At 43.0% G+C, this 18,315-nt stretch carries 21 protein-coding genes and 2 riboswitches; of the genes, 3 read left to right on the top strand and 18 right to left on the bottom strand.

Annotated elements, in window-relative coordinates; translation table 11 throughout:
* Window positions 1-11: 11 nt before the first annotated feature.
* Window positions 12-479 (bottom strand): flavin reductase family protein, encoded by a 468-nt coding sequence (locus ABOA58_RS11715; RefSeq protein WP_350302425.1) that lies wholly within the window; start codon window positions 477-479, stop codon window positions 12-14.
* Window positions 480-806: 327 nt separating this feature from the next.
* Between ABOA58_RS11715 and ABOA58_RS11710 the strand changes: the two genes are divergently transcribed.
* The gene (locus ABOA58_RS11710; RefSeq protein ID WP_350302854.1) at window positions 807-1,535 is read left to right on the top strand and encodes a protein kinase domain-containing protein; all 729 of its coding nucleotides are present in this window, start codon (window positions 807-809) and stop codon (window positions 1,533-1,535) included.
* Here ABOA58_RS11710 and ABOA58_RS11705 read toward each other — a convergent pair.
* The 17 genes from ABOA58_RS11705 to ABOA58_RS11625 form a co-directional block, all read right to left on the bottom strand.
* The gene (locus ABOA58_RS11705) at window positions 1,532-1,699 is read right to left on the bottom strand and encodes a hypothetical protein (RefSeq protein WP_153246085.1); all 168 of its coding nucleotides are present in this window, start codon (window positions 1,697-1,699) and stop codon (window positions 1,532-1,534) included. The genes ABOA58_RS11710 and ABOA58_RS11705 overlap by 4 nt on opposite strands.
* Window positions 1,700-2,002: 303 nt before the next feature.
* Window positions 2,003-2,275 (bottom strand): HU family DNA-binding protein, encoded by a 273-nt coding sequence (locus ABOA58_RS11700; RefSeq protein ID WP_063233522.1) that lies wholly within the window; start codon window positions 2,273-2,275, stop codon window positions 2,003-2,005.
* 167 nt (window positions 2,276-2,442) lie between these two features.
* Entirely contained in the window at window positions 2,443-3,960 is a 1,518-nt protein-coding gene (locus tag ABOA58_RS11695; RefSeq protein WP_350302424.1) for a cobyric acid synthase, read from the bottom strand.
* A gap of 12 nt (window positions 3,961-3,972) precedes the next feature.
* Complete coding sequence (locus tag ABOA58_RS11690) at window positions 3,973-4,509, bottom strand: cob(I)yrinic acid a,c-diamide adenosyltransferase (RefSeq protein WP_350302423.1); 537 nt, start codon at window positions 4,507-4,509, stop codon at window positions 3,973-3,975.
* Window positions 4,510-4,523: 14 nt separating this feature from the next.
* Entirely contained in the window at window positions 4,524-5,087 is a 564-nt protein-coding gene (locus ABOA58_RS11685) for a nitroreductase family protein (protein ID WP_350302422.1), read from the bottom strand.
* Window positions 5,066-5,875 (bottom strand): uroporphyrinogen-III C-methyltransferase, encoded by an 810-nt coding sequence (gene cobA, locus ABOA58_RS11680; RefSeq protein ID WP_350302421.1) that lies wholly within the window; start codon window positions 5,873-5,875, stop codon window positions 5,066-5,068. Before cobA ends, ABOA58_RS11685 begins: the two co-directional genes overlap by 22 nt.
* 39 nt (window positions 5,876-5,914) lie before the next feature.
* Entirely contained in the window at window positions 5,915-7,306 is a 1,392-nt protein-coding gene (locus ABOA58_RS11675; RefSeq protein WP_350302420.1) for a cobyrinate a,c-diamide synthase, read from the bottom strand.
* Between the two features lie 16 nt (window positions 7,307-7,322).
* A complete protein-coding gene (locus ABOA58_RS11670; RefSeq protein ID WP_350302419.1) occupies window positions 7,323-8,447 on the bottom strand; it encodes a cobalt-precorrin 5A hydrolase in 1,125 nt (374 codons plus the stop codon).
* On the bottom strand, window positions 8,444-9,220 hold the full coding sequence (gene cobM / locus ABOA58_RS11665) for a precorrin-4 C(11)-methyltransferase (RefSeq protein ID WP_318291661.1): 777 nt from the start codon (window positions 9,218-9,220) through the stop codon (window positions 8,444-8,446). Before cobM ends, ABOA58_RS11670 begins: the two co-directional genes overlap by 4 nt.
* The gene (cobI, locus tag ABOA58_RS11660; protein ID WP_098371853.1) at window positions 9,217-9,924 is read right to left on the bottom strand and encodes a precorrin-2 C(20)-methyltransferase; all 708 of its coding nucleotides are present in this window, start codon (window positions 9,922-9,924) and stop codon (window positions 9,217-9,219) included. The genes cobM and cobI overlap by 4 nt, the downstream gene beginning before the upstream one ends.
* On the bottom strand, window positions 9,917-11,131 hold the full coding sequence (gene cbiE / locus ABOA58_RS11655) for a precorrin-6y C5,15-methyltransferase (decarboxylating) subunit CbiE (protein ID WP_350302853.1): 1,215 nt from the start codon (window positions 11,129-11,131) through the stop codon (window positions 9,917-9,919). The genes cobI and cbiE overlap by 8 nt, the downstream gene beginning before the upstream one ends.
* Window positions 11,115-12,227 carry a cobalt-precorrin-5B (C(1))-methyltransferase gene (locus tag ABOA58_RS11650; protein WP_350302418.1) on the bottom strand — a complete coding sequence of 371 codons (1,113 nt, stop codon included), beginning with the start codon at window positions 12,225-12,227 and terminating at the stop codon, window positions 11,115-11,117. The genes cbiE and ABOA58_RS11650 overlap by 17 nt, the downstream gene beginning before the upstream one ends.
* Before the next feature lie 5 nt (window positions 12,228-12,232).
* Complete coding sequence (locus ABOA58_RS11645; protein ID WP_034312499.1) at window positions 12,233-12,880, bottom strand: precorrin-8X methylmutase; 648 nt, start codon at window positions 12,878-12,880, stop codon at window positions 12,233-12,235.
* 12 nt (window positions 12,881-12,892) lie between these two features.
* On the bottom strand, window positions 12,893-13,663 hold the full coding sequence (gene cobK / locus ABOA58_RS11640) for a precorrin-6A reductase (protein ID WP_350302417.1): 771 nt from the start codon (window positions 13,661-13,663) through the stop codon (window positions 12,893-12,895).
* Window positions 13,660-14,622 carry a sirohydrochlorin chelatase gene (locus ABOA58_RS11635; protein ID WP_350302416.1) on the bottom strand — a complete coding sequence of 321 codons (963 nt, stop codon included), beginning with the start codon at window positions 14,620-14,622 and terminating at the stop codon, window positions 13,660-13,662. The genes cobK and ABOA58_RS11635 overlap by 4 nt, the downstream gene beginning before the upstream one ends.
* A gap of 18 nt (window positions 14,623-14,640) precedes the next feature.
* Window positions 14,641-16,278, bottom strand: coding sequence for a precorrin-3B C(17)-methyltransferase (cobJ, locus tag ABOA58_RS11630; protein ID WP_350302415.1), 1,638 nt, complete (start codon window positions 16,276-16,278; stop codon window positions 14,641-14,643).
* 14 nt (window positions 16,279-16,292) lie between these two features.
* The gene (locus ABOA58_RS11625; protein ID WP_350302414.1) at window positions 16,293-16,661 is read right to left on the bottom strand and encodes a (2Fe-2S) ferredoxin domain-containing protein; all 369 of its coding nucleotides are present in this window, start codon (window positions 16,659-16,661) and stop codon (window positions 16,293-16,295) included.
* 152 nt (window positions 16,662-16,813) lie between these two features.
* Window positions 16,814-17,003: riboswitch (cobalamin riboswitch) on the bottom strand.
* Window positions 17,004-17,206: 203 nt separating this feature from the next.
* Window positions 17,207-17,396: riboswitch (cobalamin riboswitch) on the top strand.
* On the opposite strand from ABOA58_RS11625, the gene ABOA58_RS11620 reads away from it, so the two are divergent.
* Both ABOA58_RS11620 and ABOA58_RS11615 read left to right on the top strand, forming a co-directional pair.
* Window positions 17,380-17,538, top strand: a complete 159-nt coding sequence (locus ABOA58_RS11620) for a hypothetical protein (protein ID WP_350302413.1) — start codon at window positions 17,380-17,382, stop codon at window positions 17,536-17,538. Its footprint overlaps the riboswitch before it by 17 nt.
* Window positions 17,539-17,571: 33 nt before the next feature.
* Window positions 17,572-18,315, top strand: coding sequence for an energy-coupling factor ABC transporter permease (locus tag ABOA58_RS11615; RefSeq protein WP_350302412.1), 744 nt, complete (start codon window positions 17,572-17,574; stop codon window positions 18,313-18,315).

Raw genomic sequence — 18,315 nt, 5'->3', positions numbered from 1 at the left:
AAGAATCCCCCTTATTTTACAAGTTGTTTAGCAGACCCCATTTTCCCTTGATAAAAAGTAAGCGCTTCCAAATCTTCGAATTGTAACTCCTGGATCTCACCGATGAACAATACATGATCACCAGCATCATACTCTCTCCATGGTTTGCATTCCATCCAGGCAACACTTCCAATTATTTTTGGCGAAACCCCCTTGTTATCCCAGTCAATTTCAATCGTATCCTGTTTACTGCCTGCAAATTGCCATGCTATGGATTCCTGTTCATCCGACAAGATATTAATGGTAAAAGATTTGTCTTTCATGCTCGTGCAGGCTTTTGCTTCTTTATGAATTGATACTAAAGCAAGCGGGGGATCCAAGGAAACCGAGGTAAATGAATTCACAGTAATCCCCTTTTGAACTTTCCCATCAAACCAGCTCACTATCGTGACTCCGGTTGGGAATTTACCAAAGCAATTTCTCAACTCGCGCCCATCCATCTTATCACCTCCTACTCTTTTATTATGAATTCATTATAGTAAACTTAATATTTTTAAAAACCCATATAATTTCATAATGTGAAATTATATGAAAAATTTATTTTTAATTGTGAACTATCAAAAGAACTCCCCGAAGAAAAGACTTTCATTACCGCATTATCAAAAATCAGTGTTAAACTATCCATGTTCATTCATATTTCCAGCTTAATTAATAATGGACTTTTTTGGTCTTGACTTGAATAGATGAAAGTGGTGAGGAAAGTTTCAATTTTGCGTACATTTAGAAAGTTCTACCAATTTTTTGTGGATATACCTTTAAAAAAAGGAGTGGTTTTGAATTACCGTTACGAGGTGAAAGCTGTAATCGGAACAGGAAGCTACGGTATTATTTATCTTTGCAATGATTTGAAAATAAATGGAAATATAGTGATCAAGCAGCTCCGGAAAAGTAAACGCCGCAGAAAAGAAGAGCTGAAGCAGTTTGAAAATGAAATTTCCATATTACGAATGTTAAACCACAAAAACATCCCCAAATTTCACGAGAAATTTTCACATGAGGGAAATGTTTATTTTGTGATGGATTTCATAGAAGGAGATAATTTGGAAGACCATATTTTCTTGAATCATATAACATTCAATGAGAAGGAGTCTCTATTTTTTCTGGATAAGCTAGTCGGTTTAGTATCTTATCTACATGACCATGACATTTTCCATCAAGATTTACGTATACCAAATATTTTACTAAAGAACAATCAGCCCATTTTGATAGACTTTGGTTTGTCTAAAATGATCAATTCGGCCAATTTTACTAAAGAATCCATTTTGCAGCTGAAAAGGCAGGATTTTTACGACTTGGGGGAAATACTTCTATATGTACTTTATACGACGTACGCCTCCAAAAGTAAAAAGACTCTTCCTTGGACAGAAGAGCTTTCGTTAGAAAAAGAAACCGTGCATTTACTGAAAAGGTTATTAAGCATCCAAGAACCTTATTCAGATATTAAAGAAATCTCAATGGACCTGCAGGCTGCATTGAAGTCAAAGAAATTGAATTAGCTGCTACTGCCGCGCCCTTTTCTCTTGTAGCGGTCACTTCCACTCATGGGATACCTTTTGTAGCCTCGGCTGCTGCTGCTGCTGCCTCGGCGATAATGACCATGTCTTCGCTCACTGCTGCCTTGGGAAAGCTGTTTGATTTTTTTCATTATTTTCTTCAGCATATCTTTCACCTCTTTTATTTTGGTTTTAAAACTTGTTATTACTTAGCCTAACATAGTCACAGTATAAACCTTAAAAATAAGTACTATAATTTTTTTTCATTTGTGTTACATTCCATTACCGCTTCATGGAGTGGGCTTCTTCCATTGTTGGTCATGAGAACGCCCTATACGCCTCCGTTTGAAAATGGCATCGAATATATAAAAATGACTGTCATTCACTGCCTTCCAAGCGCAAATTAAAATCAGACAGTATACAAAAAAACCTGGCGAATATCGCATCGCCAGGTTTTTTTCGTTACGCTTTTATTTTACAGCTTCTTTTAATTCCTTACCTGCTTTAAAAGCGGGTACTTTACTAGCTGCAATTTGTATTTCTTCGCCAGTCTGCGGGTTTCTTCCTGTACGGGCAGCGCGGTCACGCACTTCAAATGTACCAAAACCAACTAATTGGATTTTTTCTTCTTTAGCAAGTGTAGCAGTGATTGTTTCAAACAATGCGTCCACTACTTTTTTTGCGTCGTCTTTTGTCAGTTCAGCTTGTGCTGCAACACTGCTCACTAATTCTGTTTTATTCATATGAACACCTCATCCTTTTATTTTGTATAAAGTATGTAGAGTAGACAACATAACATATCTTGTATGCCTCTGTCACTTAAAATGGCTAAATAAAAGGAATTATCGCTCTAAATTGATCTTTTTTAAAGGTTAAAGGGCTATGATCAACATTAAACTAATGACCCTTTTCAACTTTCTGCAGTTTCCAGCTGCAGCCATTGATAGATCGTATCCATATCAATGTTCTCTTCCAAATGGGAAGCCAAGAGATTGTAAGCTTCCTCCCTGCGCTCCGAGTCGCTTTGAACGTTTTCCTTCACTTCTTCCAACCCCTTGTTCCGTCGAATTTGGTTAACTAGTAATCTAGTGAACAAGCGATTATGGAATATCCCATGAAGATATGTTCCCATTACCTTGTTGTCATTGGAAATGGCTCCATCCTCTCTTCCATCCTTCAATAAAAGAAAGGGCCTTACTTGTGACTTCAATGTCGTTCTGCCTAAATGTATTTCGAAACCGTTAAGATTCATTTGACCTTCCATTATCCCGGAAGAAAGGACACCTTCCATTTGTACCGTTTTCTTTTCTGCTTGAAAAATGGTTTCCACCGGAAGAAGCGAAAGCCCTTCCGCGTTCTCACCGTCACCCTCGACCGCGTCGGGATCAAAAAGTTTTGTCCCTAGCATTTGAAAACCGCCGCATATGCCGAATATCATCGTTCCTTGTTTCCGCAGTTCATTGATGGCCCGATCCAATCCCATACGTTTCAACCACTCTAAATCTTCCATCGTGTTTTTTGTACCCGGCAAAATTAGCAGATCGGGATTACCTAACTCATGTACACTGCTTACCAGGCGGACACCTACTCCGGGTTCATCAAAAAAAGGATCCACATCAGTAAAATTGGAGATCCGCGGAAATCTCAAGACGGCAACATCGATCGGAAACTCAGCCTTTTTAGGTTTTTTAAAACGTAAGGAAGAGAGGGCAAGTGAATCTTCCGCTTCAATATTCACCTCTAGATAGGGCAGCACCCCGAGAACAGGAATCCCGGTTTCCTTTTCCAACCATTCAATGCCATCGTCCAATAATTCACGCATGCCACGAAATTTATTGATGATGATGCCCTTTACACTATCTCGTTCATCTTGATCCAATAAGGCAAGTGTCCCGATAATGGACGCAAATACTCCACCACGATCAATATCGGCCACTAAAATGACAGCTGCATCCGCGAGTTTAGCCATTCGCATATTCGCTATATCCCGGTCCTTAAGGTTAATTTCAGCCGGACTTCCTGCCCCTTCGAGTACAATGATGTCATATTCATCTTGAAGTTTTTCCACCGATTTACGGATGATGGGCATGGCTTCCTGGACAAATTGGGACCGATAGCTTTTTGCATTCATATCAAGGAAATGCTTTCCGTGCACGATGACTTCCGAAACCATATCCTGTTTCGGTTTCAGTAATATCGGATTCATATCGGTCGTTGCCGTGATCCGTGCTGCTTCCGCCTGTACTCCCTGTGCCCGTCCGATTTCACCGCCATCCAAGGTTACATAAGAATTCAAAGCCATGTTTTGTGATTTGAATGGGACGACACGTAATCCTTTATTGGAAAATACCCGGCAAAATGCCGTACAAATCAAACTTTTCCCAACATCAGATGACGTCCCTTGTATCATGATGGATCGTGCCTTCATTACGTTCACCCCCTAAAACTCTAATCCTTTGACAGCGCCGATACCCTCGTCATAATAATGCTTGGTCGCGTCGATCGATGAAACCAAATCCGCCATTTCCATAAGCTCCGGCCTGGCATCCCTGCCGGTAATGACTATATGCATATGAGCGGGACGATTTCGAATGGCATCGATGACTTCCTCCAATGGCAAGACATCTTCAATCGGGAATTTGGAGATCGCTAACGCATTGTTCAACTCATCCAAAACAAGTAAATCAATATCCGTATCAGCAAGGGCCCGTTTCGCCTTTTCCCAAGCTAACGATAAGGCATCACGATGTTCTTCTGGTGTTTTGGTCCATGTAAAACCAATACCTAACTGTTCCATTTCAACTCCTAATTTTCTCAAAGCCAATGCTTCCCCATAAGTACGCTCTGGAGATTTAATGAACTGAAGGTATTTAACAGTCATTCCTCTGCCGATTGCCCTTAAAGTCACCCCTAATGAGGCAGTCGTCTTCCCCTTCCCGTTTCCCGTATAAATAAGCATTAATCCTCTGCGTGCCACTCACTCACCTACCTTCATAGCCAAACTGTTTTTTCTATGTATGAAGTCCTTTTAGTAGCAGGAACCGGTTGATCGCCTTTAGGGTATCCGACAAAAATGGTGCCGATCACTTTTTTGTTTTCCGGTGAACCGATAAATTCGTGCAGGCGTTCATCCCTGACAAGACCCACTCCTCTAGTGCGCCAAACGAATCCAAGACCAAGTTCTTTTGCGGCTAGCCACATCGAATGGACGGCACAACAAGAAGCGAATACATTGTCTTCGGATGAATCTGGATCGTCAGGTAAAATGTCAGAAGTCACGACAATGATAAGCGGTGTCGTCTTTACAACTTCCAGTGAACTGTCAATCAATTTTGGTTTGGTCGGAAAGCGTTCATGTAAATACCTTTCTGCCAATCTCTCATAACGGTGCTTCGCTTCCCCCTTGATAACATAAAAACTCCAAGGTTCACGCAATCGGTCATTAGGAGCATAGGTAGCCGCTTCCAATAACTGCCTGATTTTTTCGTCTTCCACTTCTTTTTCTTCGTAATTCCTTATTGCCCGGCGCTCCTTCAATTCTTGAATGATGGACATTCCAACTCATTCCCTTCCTTAATGGACTCTGATTCAATCACTCTTTCAAACCATTGGATTTTTTCTCTTAATTGGACGACATCCCCAACTAGAAAGATTGACGGATTTTGAATTTCTTCTGTTATAGCCTTCAAGGAAATCGAACTTAAGGTGCCGGTAATCGTCCTTTGTTTATCTGTCGTACCCCATTCAATGATGGCCACTGGCGTTTTACCGTCCCTGCCATGCTCCATCAATTTTTCACAGATGAACGGCATATTACCTATTCCCATATAAAAGGCAATGGTATCGATGCCTTGAGCCAATGCCTGCCAATTCAGGTTATCCTGCCCCTTGTAATCACGGCCATGGCCTGTCACAATTGCATAACTTGAGGCATGTTCACGGTGGGTTACCGGGATGCCCGCATAAGCCGGTGCTGCGATACCCGCTGTGATTCCTGGGACGATATCATATTCAATCCCGTTAGCAGCCAGTATTTCCGCTTCCTCACCGCCCCGCCCAAAGACAAATGGATCTCCACCCTTTAGACGGGTGACGTTTTTCCCCTGTAAGGCTTTTTCCACTAAAAGTTCATGTATTTCATTTTGAATGAGATGATGCTTCCCTGGTGATTTCCCGCAATACACCAGTTCTGCATCTTCTTTTGCATAGTTTAATAGTTCTGGATTGACAAGCCTGTCATATGCAATGACATCCGCCTTTTGGATACATTCCAGTCCATATACCGTAATCAGTTTCGGATCTCCGGGACCCGCACCGACCAGGTGAACTTTTCCCGGTTTCATGCTCGCGCCTCCTCTTAAGCTTCAAAAAATACCTTTTTCCTAGTTGATAGTTTCATGGGCAGATCTGTTTTTTTGTTTTAAGCAAGCATTGATCCAGTTCTTTGCTAGTGTTGGATTTGAAGCAAAATGAAAGTGAGTATAACCTGCAACAAGATTGCCCAATACACACCCCTCTTGTTTCGAACCGAATCTGCCTTTGGCTTCATAAGCATGTGTAAGATCATCATCCGCTTCAAATGTCGAGTAGTGGAATTCATGACCTTTTGCCTGCTCCATATCATTGATTAAAAAATTGCCTGGAGTTCCTTTAATTTCACGATACCCAAGTGCTGCAAGCTTTTTCTGCATTTTAATCCTGCCCGGTATCATTCCTGCCATTTGATGCGTTTCTCCGGAAGTTGTTTCAATCGATTTGCTCAAAAACATGAAACCGCCACATTCCGCTAGAGTCGGCATCCCCTTTTCAATGGAGCTTCTGATGGATTTTATGGCACCCATGTTACCGGAAAGTTCAGCTGCAAATTCCTCAGGAAAACCGCCACCAAGGTATAAACCATCGGCATCCAATGGAACTTCTTCCCCTTTTAAAGGAGAAAAATATTTGATGTTCGCCCCAAATGCTTCAAGCAGCTCAAGGTTTTCCTGATAATAAAAATTGAAGGCTGCATCTTTTGCGACGGCAATGCACACGTCCTTTTCATTTTTGGGTTGAAAAATATTTGAGTTTCCGCTGGTAACGGAGCTTGTCTTGGACAAACGGTACAACTGATCGATATCGATCGTTTCCATGACCAATTGTGCAAGCTTGTCGAAAAAAGGGTTAAGTTCACCGCGTTCAATAGCAGGAATTAAACCTAAATGACGGCTTGGAATATCAATATCCATTTCCCGCTTCATATAACCGAGCACCGGTACATTGCATTCTTGCTCAATGGCTGATTTGACAATTTTGTAATGACCTGCACTTCCCACTTGATTGGCAATGACCCCAATGATGTTCGGGCCAATCGAAAAGTCCTGAAACCCTTTTACAATGGCTGCTGCACTCCGGGCCATGCTGGCACAGTTGACTACCAACAGGACAGGACTTTGCGTAATGATGCTGATTTCAGCCGTCGAACCTGTATTGGATAAAGGGCTTTTGCCATCGAAGAAGCCCATGACTCCTTCGATGATCGATATATCAGCTCCGGCACCTGCTTTGTTAAGAATTTCTCGAACAGTGTCATGTTCAAACATCCAACTGTCAAGATTGCGTGAAACCCGTCCTGTAACTGCAGTATGATAAGTAGGATCAATATAGTCAGGACCACATTTGAACCCTTGAACGGTATAGCCTTTCTTCTGGAGGGCTGCCATGATTCCGATGGTCAATGTCGTTTTACCGACACCGCTTCCGGTACCTGCAATTACCAATCTTCTATCATTCATATTTGTTTCTCCCTCCTTAAAAAGGAATGATCCCAACTGATATGGTTACGTTCCCCGATTTTTTCTTAACCAGCTCCAATTGTTCGGCTTTAGTATAAATCCTCACAGCCGGTTCACTCACACCATATGCACCCGTGTATTTAAATACTGTATCCGAAGGCGCTTCGATTTTGGCTTGATTAAGCTCTTCCGGTTCATAATACACGAATTCCCAGCCATATTTTTCAACTACTTCAATCAAGCCAAGTTCGTCTTTCTTTAAGGAAATTGTACAGATCGCCTTAACGCTTTTTAATGAAAATGATAAATCGGCTAGTGTTTCTGCAATCACCTGCTCAATTTCAGCAGCCGCCGTTCCCCTATTGCACCCGATACCAAGAGCAATGACCTTTGGACGATATACGATTCCATTTTCCAGGATTCTCTTTTCCGACTGCTTAAGCATGCGGTGAGTCACGACCAGAGCTGCTTGCGGCTTTGCTTGAAGCGCTTCTTCAATGGATGGGTATATGATAATTCGTTCAGGTAATGCCGTATCATAAGACCACCAGTTCCGTTCACCTGATTCTTGTACAACGGCAACATGCTCTTCATTTACAACGGACGCACTTACTGGAGTCAATTTTTCTGCGGAATCCCAAATCCAGCCGAAGCGCTGGCCGAATAAGTCGACAGGAATCGTTTTTTGTACATCCGAAGCCGTGGTGATTATAGCTCTTGCATCAAGGGCTGCAGCAACTTCCTTAGTCAGTTCATTTGCCCCTCCCAGATGCCCTGAAAGTACACTGATAACATTTTCTCCTTTGTCATCAATGACAACGACACCTGGATCCGTTTTCTTATCCTTCAAAATTGGTGCAATCATCCTCACGACTGCCCCGAGTGAAATAATTAATATGATTCCCTTATATTCCTTGAATAAAGCTGGCAATAGCATACGGACACTGCCCGAAAAAAGCTGGATCTGTTTATGCTCTTCGTCCCCTTTTTCAAACTTGCTCATGTAATAAAGATCGGAATTCGAAAAAACAGTATGTAATTTTCGTGCCAGCTCGACACCATGCTTTGTAATCGCTACGATCGCATAAGTGTGGGACCGTTTAATGGGAGCAAGTTCCGCTTCTTTCAATTCAATGATCATGGTTTAACACCTTTTCTGAAACCGTGGGTAAAACTCGCATCATATAGTTTGGAACGGTATTCATCTTTATCATGGATGTCAGGGTCCAAAGCCCATCCAGCCAAAATCATCGCATGCTTGCGGATGCCATTTTGACGCATATCATCATCTAAGTTCACTAACGTGGTGCGGACGATTTTTTGGTCCGGCCATGTTGCCCGTTGAATGACTGCAACCGGTGTATCATCCTTCCAACCGGCTTCCTGAAGTTCTTTAACGATTTTTTTGGTCAAGGTCGCACTCAAGAAAAGGGCAATCGTACAGTGATGACTTGCCAAATCACGTAACTTCTCAAATTCCGGAACAGGCGTACGTCCTTCAGCCCTCGTTAATATAAGTGTCTGGGTTAAATCAGGGATGGTCAGCTCTGCTCCTATTGCCGCTGCTGAGGCGAACACCGAACTTACGCCAGGAATCACCTCATAACCGATACCCTCTTTCTTCAATAGGACAATTTGTTCCATGATTGCACCGTACATGGCAGGATCCCCTGTATGGATTCTGGCAACCATCTTTCCTTCCTTAACACGATCAACCATGATGCCAACAATTTCTTCCAAATGCATTCCAGCCGTTTTCAGCACCTCGGCATCTGGTTTTGCCTTAGCAATCAATTCTTCATTCACTAATGAATCCGTATATAAAATCACATCAGCCGTTTGGAGAATGTTCAATCCTTTTACAGTAATCAAATCCGGGTCACCCGGGCCGGCACCTACAATATATATCTTCATTTTCTCACCACCATCAATGTTAAGTATTCTAGTTCAAGTCCTTCCAATTCACTCACTTTCCAAATCACTTCCTCATCGGAAGTGACTTTGGTTACGACCGAGGCCTTTTCAAGCAAGTCCAAATCTTTTAAAACGGTAATCATTAAATCGATGACCTTTGCCACTTTGATGAACACCACGGCATCATGATCTTCGATGGCCTTCTTCATCGCTTCATAATCATCCCTTGCAGGAACTATTGCAACATGATCATCACCATCAGCCAAGGCGATGCCCAGCCTTGACGCTGATCCATTAAAGGAAGAAATGCCCGGGACTGTCTTGATTTCGACTTCGGGATGCAACTCCTGCATCAATTTCATCATATGTATGAACGTACTATATAAAAGCGGATCGCCTTCCGTAACGAAAGCAACATCTTTACCTTCATTTAATTTTTGCCAAACCTTTTCCACCGTTCCGTTCCATTCCCGATCCAAAATGGCTTGATCTTTCGTCATCGGAAAAACAAGGCCCAGCATATCCTTTTCTTCAGGACGAATGTAAACTTCAACAATGCGATGGGCGTAGCTTTTACTCCCTTTTCTTTTTTTGGGATACGCAATGACCGGAGATTCCTGAATCACGCGAAATGCCTTTACTGTAATTAGCTCTGGATCGCCAGGGCCCACGCCAAGGCCATATAATGTACCAAGATTACTCATTCATGTCTTCCTTTCGTTGTGCAGTAATGATATAAACCGGATTAAGAGGTACAAATCTGTTCATTCCCAATATTGGCTTACTTCTGGAGATTTGCGCATGCATGATGGAAGTGTGAAAACCAGCTTCCGCAAATGCCTCATTAGCCCGGTAAAGATTCTCAATCGTCGCAGCATTAAGAACGATCCTGCCGCCTTCTTTAAGCCGTTTACAGCAAGTGTTGATCAGCTCTCCCATTTCGCCGCCAGTCCCGCCAATGAAGATCGCATCAGGATCAGGGAAATTTTCCAATCCCTCCGGGGCTTTACCATGAATCGCCGTTATATCGGTACGGAATTTACGTTGGTTTTGATAACAGTTTTCTAAATCAGGCTCATTTTTTTCAATCGCGAAAATTTGACCTTCGGATGCAAGCTTGGCAGCTTCAATTGCCATTGAGCCCGTACACGTCCCAACATCCCAAACTATGCTGTTTTTTCTGAGTTTCAACGCATGCAGGCTTAATACCCGAATTTCCTTTTTGGTTATGAGGCCTTTGTCCGGCTTTCGCTGCGAAAATTCTTCATCTTCTATCCCCAAGGACCAGCTTGGACCTTCTGATTTTCTTTTCAAAATGACGACATTCAACGGGGAGAATTCCCGCTCCATCATTTCATCAAGTTCATACCAGCCAGATTCTTCGGTTTCCCCTTGAAGATTTTCAGCCACAAATGCCCGGTATTCCGTCATTCCGAATGAAAGGAGATATTTTGCCAGTTGATTGGGGCTATTTTCACTATCAGTAAGCAAGGCAACTTTCGCTTTCCCATCAATCCTTTGTGCCAGCCCTTTCATACTGCGGCCATGAATGCTAACGAGGAAGGCATCTTGCCAGCTTTCCCCCATTTTTGCAAAAGCAAGCTGAATTGAACTGAAATATGGGTAAACCTCCATGTTGATTTTGCTGGAAAGATAGCCTCCCATTCCATAAAACATTGGGTCACCGGAAGCTAAAACCACTGTTGGACGAGTTTCATCCTGCAGTTGTTCCACCACCTTTTTCAAACCGCCCTTTATGACAATCTTCTTGCCAGAATAGTTCGGGAAAAACGATAAGACCCGCTCACCTCCGACCAGCACTTCACTTTCTTCTATCCATTGGGCATATTGGGGCAGCAAGCTTTCCTGACCGTTATCCCCTATCCCGATTAATTTAATCGATTGACTCAATTCCAACAGCCCTTCCCAGTAATTGTCCTTTCAACGAATAAATCGCCGTTTCCATTTCAATGCCGCCCTTCACTTGGTTAATGGCAGAGTGACAGCAGGATTCACATAGTTTATTAAAAAAGTCAAAATTATTAATGGCTGACATCATATCCCCGACTTGTGACGCTGTGTTTGCATTCTTGATTTCAAGAACAAGATCATCATCAGCTCCGACGCTTTGGGCTATTTCCGATAGAAAGCCGAAGTCGACGGGGGCACTTTTTGAATGCACCATCATCACACCTTGGGCCACTTTGGAGAATTTCCCCATCATGCCGACCAGTGATACCTTTTTAATCCCCTGCCTCTTACATTGCTTAAGTGAGAAGCCTACAAAGTCACCCATTTCTATAAAGGCTTCCTCAGGTAAATCCTGGAGAAGACCCATGGCATACTTTTCACTGCGCCCGCCAGTCGTTAAAACAAGATGTTCACACCCACTCGCTTTGGCGACACTGATGGCCTGAACGATACTTGCCATATAGGCGGAACTGGAAAAAGGGACGACAGTGCCCCTTGTTCCCAAAATGGAAATGCCTCCTACAATCCCCAAGCGGCCATTTAATGTTTTTTTCGCTATTTCTTCTCCTGCGGGCACGGAGATGACGACCTTCACTCCTCTATTGATCTTAAATTCTTCCAATGTTTGTTGCACAGTGGTTAAAATCATTTTGCGCGGTACAGGATTAATCGCGGCCTCTCCAACTGGAACGGGAAGACCGGGTTTGGTTACACGACCAACTCCGGTCCCTCCATCCAAGATAATCCCAGGTGCATCCGACCAGCTGACAGTAGAGATAATATGGGCCAAATGTGTGGCATCGGGATCATCTCCGGCATCTTTAATCGTTTCTGCACTAACCGCATTTTCCGATATTTCATATTTCTCAATAGTGAAAGTAGCATCTCGGCCGATTGGCAAGGAAATGGTTGCCTCCTCTAGTGCATCCCCCGTGATCAAAGCGGTCAATGCCGCTTTGGTCACAGCTGTTGAACATGCTCCCGTCGTATATCCATGACGCATTTGTGAGGGGTCTTTTTTCACTTTCTTTTCCATGTTTTTTAACTATCAGCTAAAAGGGAAATCGCGTTCAATGCTGCAACAGTGACAGTACTTCCACCTTTTCGGCCAATATTCGTAATGAATGGCACTTCTGTGATCTTAGCCAGTTCCTCTTTCGATTCTGCTGCAGAAACAAATCCAACAGGCATTCCAATGATTAAGTCCGGTTTTGCAATCCCTTCTTTAATAAGACGAATGAGCTCTAGTAAAGCGGTAGGTGCATTGCCAATCGCATAAATGCCCCCTTCATTTTCCTTTACTGCTTTTTGCATCGAAATGATCGCCCTTGTCGTATTCAAACGTTTTGCCTCGACCATCACATCCGGATCCGAAATATAGCAATGAACGTCCCCGCCATGTTTTTGAAATCGTTTTTTGCCTGTACCGCTCTCGATCATTTGAACATCCGCAATGACATGTCTGCCTTTGCGAATGGCTTCCACACCAGCTTGAATGGCATTTGGATGGATTATTACACTTCTTCCCAATTCAAAATCCGCTGAAGCATGAATGACCCGGCGGACGATCTTCCATTCATCTTCAGAAAAATCATGATTGCCCATTTCTTCAGCAATGATTGAAAAACTATAATCATATATTTTGTCAGGGTCTACCGTTAGTGGTTTAAAATCCGTTTTAAAATCCATCTTGCATTCCTCCTATTTTTCATTTAACTGATTATTCAACTCGGCAATGACATGTTCAAAACTGGAATGAACATTCTGATAGTCAACATCCGGTCGAGATATCATGATCGTCTCAATTCCACATTCCAACGCGGCTTCCAATTTCTCATCAACCGCACCGACCTTGCCGCTTTCTTTCGTTATCATCAATGTGACCCCATATTGTTCATATAGAGCTTTATTTAATTCTTTGGAAAACGGCCCTTGAATCGCAACGATATTTTTTTGTTCGATGCCCAGCTGTGCACATTTTTCCATATTGTCCATGCGTGGCAGCATTCTCGCTATGACTCTGGTATTCTCGAGCCCTACCAATTCTTTTGCGAACACGGATAGTGTTTTACTTCCGGTCGTGAGCATGATGACTCCCCTTTTTGCAGCGGCAAGCTTGGCAGCTTCCTCATAATCACGGACAACTATCAATTTATCATTCTGAAACCGTTGACTTTCACGCTCATAACGAATATAAGGAACATTTGCTGCCTTTGCTCCGTTAAGGGCGTTTTTCGATGCTTCTTCGGCAAATGGGTGACTTGCATCGACTACAGCCTGAAAACCTTTTGCAGAGATTAAAGATGTCATATCTTCTGCAGATAATCGGCCAATCCGGGTGGATATCCCAGAATCTTGCAAACTCTTAGCCGCCGATTCGGTTACAACAGTTGCCAAAACCTTGAACCCCACCTGCTGCATCTCAATCGCTAATTCCCTTGCATCACTTGTACCCGCCAAGAACAAAATCATTTTGATGTCCCCACCACTTGCCCATCATGATCGTGGTGATGATCATGGTCGTGATCGTGGTCGTGATGATGGTCGTGATCGTGATCGTGATGATGGTCGTGATCGTGGTCGTGATCGTGATCGTGGTCGTGATGGTGATGATGGTGAGCATGTCCATGTTCCTCGACATGTTTACGATAGTTTTCCAAATCACGCGCCCCGCTTGACCTGCCTTCACTGGCTTCAATTACTCGTTCTTGCAGAATGTTCTGTAATGTTGGATGATATCCAAAATACTTTGCCAAAATGAATTCTCGATCATGATATTGCTCTTGATAGCCTTTCAGCATATCCTCCATTCTTTCCATCAACACCCCAGTGAAGAGGAAATATGGCAGCATCACTATTTTTTTTGCCCCTAATCGGATGCATCGTTCAATACCTTCATCAACGTGCGGGTCCGTTACACCCATGAAGGCTGTTTCGACCCATTTAACGTTTAATTTTTCCCATAATAATCGTGAAATTTTATAGATATCACTATTTGCATCAGCATCACTGCCACCTCGGCCTATTAGCAATATCGCTGTCTCAGAATGTTCAGAGGCCGTATCGAATCCCGCTTCCTCAAGACGGTCTGTCAGGATCGTCAATACATCATGGTGGACCCCGATCGTTTGGCCATATGTGAATTTCACTTCTGGATACTTAGTTTTCCCATCCTCTATTTCAGCTGGGATATGTAATTTCGAATGTCCTGCATGCAACAAAATGATCGGTATGACGATAACTTCAGTAGCCCCTCGTTTTACACAATTATCAATTCCTTTGGATATATTCGGTGCCGCAAATTCCAAGAAGCACGTTTCCACTAGGAAACGCTCGTTCATTGCCGGAATCATATTTTCAATAAAATGACGGACTTCTTCATTTCCCGAAGCCAACCGGCTTCCGTGTCCTACGAACAAAACTGCTTTCATTTTCTTTCCCCCTCTTGATTAGTCTTCACAAGGCGCAGGCTCTATGTTTATTTTGGGAGCGATGTCTTGATAAGAAAAATTCTGTATCTTTTTCGAACGTTTGAAGTATTTAAAAAGCCGCTCATTTGGATGGGCATTTTGCTTATACTCCCCGACAATGTCGGTGATCAGTTCAACAAGCTGTTCCGGTTCAATGCCTTCCGCAACCGGCTGACCCGGATGGGCTGTTCTTCCAACTGGTTTAGCTCCAAGAAATAAGTCGAACTTCCCTTTTCGGAAGACAATCCCGATATCATCCATCACAGCACTATAACAAGCCATCCCACACCCATTAAAACCGATGTTCAGTTCCTTGGGCATTTTCATTCCGCCAAGCACCCGGTGTATTTCATCCGCATAAGGAATGGATTCCGCTTTTTCACCATCACAGAAATCACAGGCTTTTAATGTCAGTACATCTCCAATCGGCGACAAAAGAAAGTTTGCTGATTGCAATTTCCCCGTAATGACTTCCGGCTCCGTTGTCGGAATCTTTAAGACGATTTTATGATTTGGCGTGTATTCCATCGTTCCCTTTTCCCCGACAACTTCCGCAAGTGTCATCATTTGTTTGGGAGTGAATTGTTTATTCGCCACACCTGGACTAACCGCAAGTTCGAATACCGACTCCATTTTTTGCTGAACAATCGGCTGAATGGATTGCTTAACGGTTTGACCCTTGACTCTTGACAGGGCCTCCATTGCCATTTCAAAGGAAGCTGGCTTCTTTTCTGGTGCTTTTGTAAGTAATCCAACTCCTCCAGCGGACTCGGTTAAGGCTTCTTGATCTAATGCCCACGGTTCCGCTTCTTTTTGCAGTCGCTGATGCGGCTTCAATGTTTGCTTTTCCGAATTCAAAGTATATTTTCTCTGATAGCCTCTTGGTGTGATGATTTTGTCATCATATAAAAAGGTGGATGAATTACCGATAATGACGGTGGTCAACATTCCAATATCGTGATTCAACATATCCTGCAAATTGGTTATAACAACATCCTGCCTATCGCGATAAGCACTTTTCACCAACCCGACAGGTGTATCCGGCGAGCGGTAGCGAAGGAGAATTTTCTGAGTTTCAACAATTTGCCGGGTCCGCCTGCCGCTTCGCGGATTATAAAGTGCAATGACAAAGTCTGCCATTGCAGCTGCTTCAACCCTTTTAGCGATCAGTTCCCAAGGAGTTAAATGATCACTGAGGCTGATCGTACACGAATCGTGCATGACTGGTGCCCCAAGTAAAGACGCACATGAGTTGATTGCAGAAATGCCAGGAATGACTTCAATGCCCACTCCAGTTTCTTCTTTCCAGCCTTTTTCAATCAATACTTCATAAACCAACCCTGCCATCCCGTAAACTCCGGCATCCCCACTGGAAATCACCGCCACTTTCTTTCCCAGCTCCGCTTGTTTCACTGCTTCCTGTGCACGTGATACCTCTTCAGTCATCCCCGTACTAATGATCGTTTGATTTGTAAGCAGTCCCTGAATGAGTTCAACATAAGTTTTATAACCAATGATGTAGTCACTTTCTTGAAGGGCTTCGACGGCACGTTTGGTAATGTGTTCAAAATTCCCGGGCCCAAAGCCCACGACGAATAATTTACCGTTTGTACTCATTAAGACATCTCCTTTTACGCTTTGTTCTTTGAAATACCCGTATGAGCAGGAAAATCTGGATTAGGGGTCATTTCGCCATCATTGAATTTATAGATCATCTGTGGAACAAACTCACCCTCATCGATATTACTGACGATCTGCCGACCGAAATCAGGCGTTTCCACTCGATACCAGTTTCCTTGGGGATAGGCAATCACAACGCAGGCATCCTTACATCTTCCGTTACAGCGTGTCCTGGTTGTATGGATTTTCAGATCCAGTCCTTTTAAAGCAATTTCATCGCGAATCGCTTGGGTTACTTCTTCCCCGCCCTTTTTCATGCAGCTGCTCCCATTACAAATCAACAGATGCGTATTTGTACCCGTCAAATTCCAAGTAGTCATCTTCTTCCTCCTGAGTTCAGGGAAAAGGCAAAATAAAAAACCTTAACATTAGAGTCAAGGTTTTAAAAAAACTATATGAATGGGGAGCCTAAGGCAAGCATGCCAAATCCTCCCAAAATCGTCATAGTCCTTCTACCTTTCCCTCCGAAAAGTATCATGCAATTTTAAAAGCAGGTTTCCTGGCTTACGCTTCATTTTACTTTGTCCCTTCCCGGCATCAGGCCAGTGGCTATCGACAATTTCATCAGCGTTTACAGTAGCGGGGGCTGCATCGGATTTTCACCGATTTCCCTATTATCCCTTGCTTATTCACACAAGGGCACTTTTAAAATGAAATATTTGGTTTTATTATACATTTCTAACTAACTTAATCTATCATATAACAACTTTATCAAAATTCAATAGTTTATTCCGACTGTTTAGAAAAGTTTAATAGTGTAAAACCAGTTACAATCCTTTCCTCGCAACAAACTTCGTCCCGAAAAAAAAAAGATAGTGTAGCTGGAATAATTTCTTTATGGTAAACTATACGAGAATTTTCAAAATAATTACATAAGTTTCATGGTGTTGAATTTCTCGGAATTCAGCTTAAAAGGGAAGCCGGTGAAAATCCGGAGCGGTCCCGCCACTGTAAAGGGAAGTTCCATTACTTTAATCCACTGTCAAATGAGATGGGAAGGATGTAATGGGATGATGAACCAAAGCCAGGAGACCTGCCATGAAGCGTGAAACTGTTTCAGCCTACGAGGATGGGCGTGCGGATCAGGCAGAATGGCCCATGGTTGGTTCATGCTGCACAATTCCTGTTCATTACGCACTTCTTTCCTTTGAGAGAAGTGCTTTTTATTTTGGGCGCCGCTTTTCTTCTCAAGATTGATCAGAAAAATTAAAAGTGTTGAAAGGAGAAAGAATGAAAAGAACCAATTGGAAAATTATTTATTTTGTCATTTTACTGCTTTTTGTTCCAAAACGGGCATTGGCCATGCATATCATGGAGGGCTTTTTACCCATAGAATGGGCTATATTCTGGTGGGCCTTGACGCTTCCATTTTTAATCTTGGGTTACCGGTCCATTAGGTCCAAAGTAAGGGAAAACCCAGAAACAAAAATGATACTTGGCCTATCGGGCGCATTTGTATTTATTTTATCGGCCTTAAAAATCCCTTCCGTTACCGGAAGTTCTTCGCACCCTACCGGAGTTGGTTTGGGTTCCATATTATTCGGACCATTGGCCATGAGTGTCGTTGGCTCCATCGTTCTGTTATTTCAAGCTGTATTACTGGCTCACGGAGGATTGACGACATTAGGAGCCAATGCATTTTCCATGGCCGTTTGCGGACCGTTCATTGCTTACTTTGTCTTCAAGGGTGCAACTAAATTGGGGTGGTCTTTTTCACTTGCCGTTTTCTTGGCAGCTGCTTTTGGAGATTTAGGAACCTATGTGGTCACTTCCGTTCAACTTGCTCTTGCGTTTCCATCCGAGGTAGGAGGATTCATGGCCTCTTTCAGTAAATTTGCAGGGATTTTTGCCCTGACCCAAATTCCCTTGGCAATCAGTGAGGGGTTATTGACAGTCGTCGTGATGAATTTCTTGAAAAAATACAATCTAGGTGAATTGAAATTGCTGCGAGTTTTATCCAAGGAGGCCCGTTAA

Origin of the sequence: Peribacillus frigoritolerans, from assembly GCF_040250305.1 — a bacterium.
In the GTDB taxonomy this organism is placed as follows: Bacteria; Bacillota; Bacilli; order Bacillales; family DSM-1321; genus Peribacillus.
The sequence above is the reverse complement of the archived record's forward strand: the minus strand, read 5'-3'. Positions and strand labels throughout refer to the sequence as shown.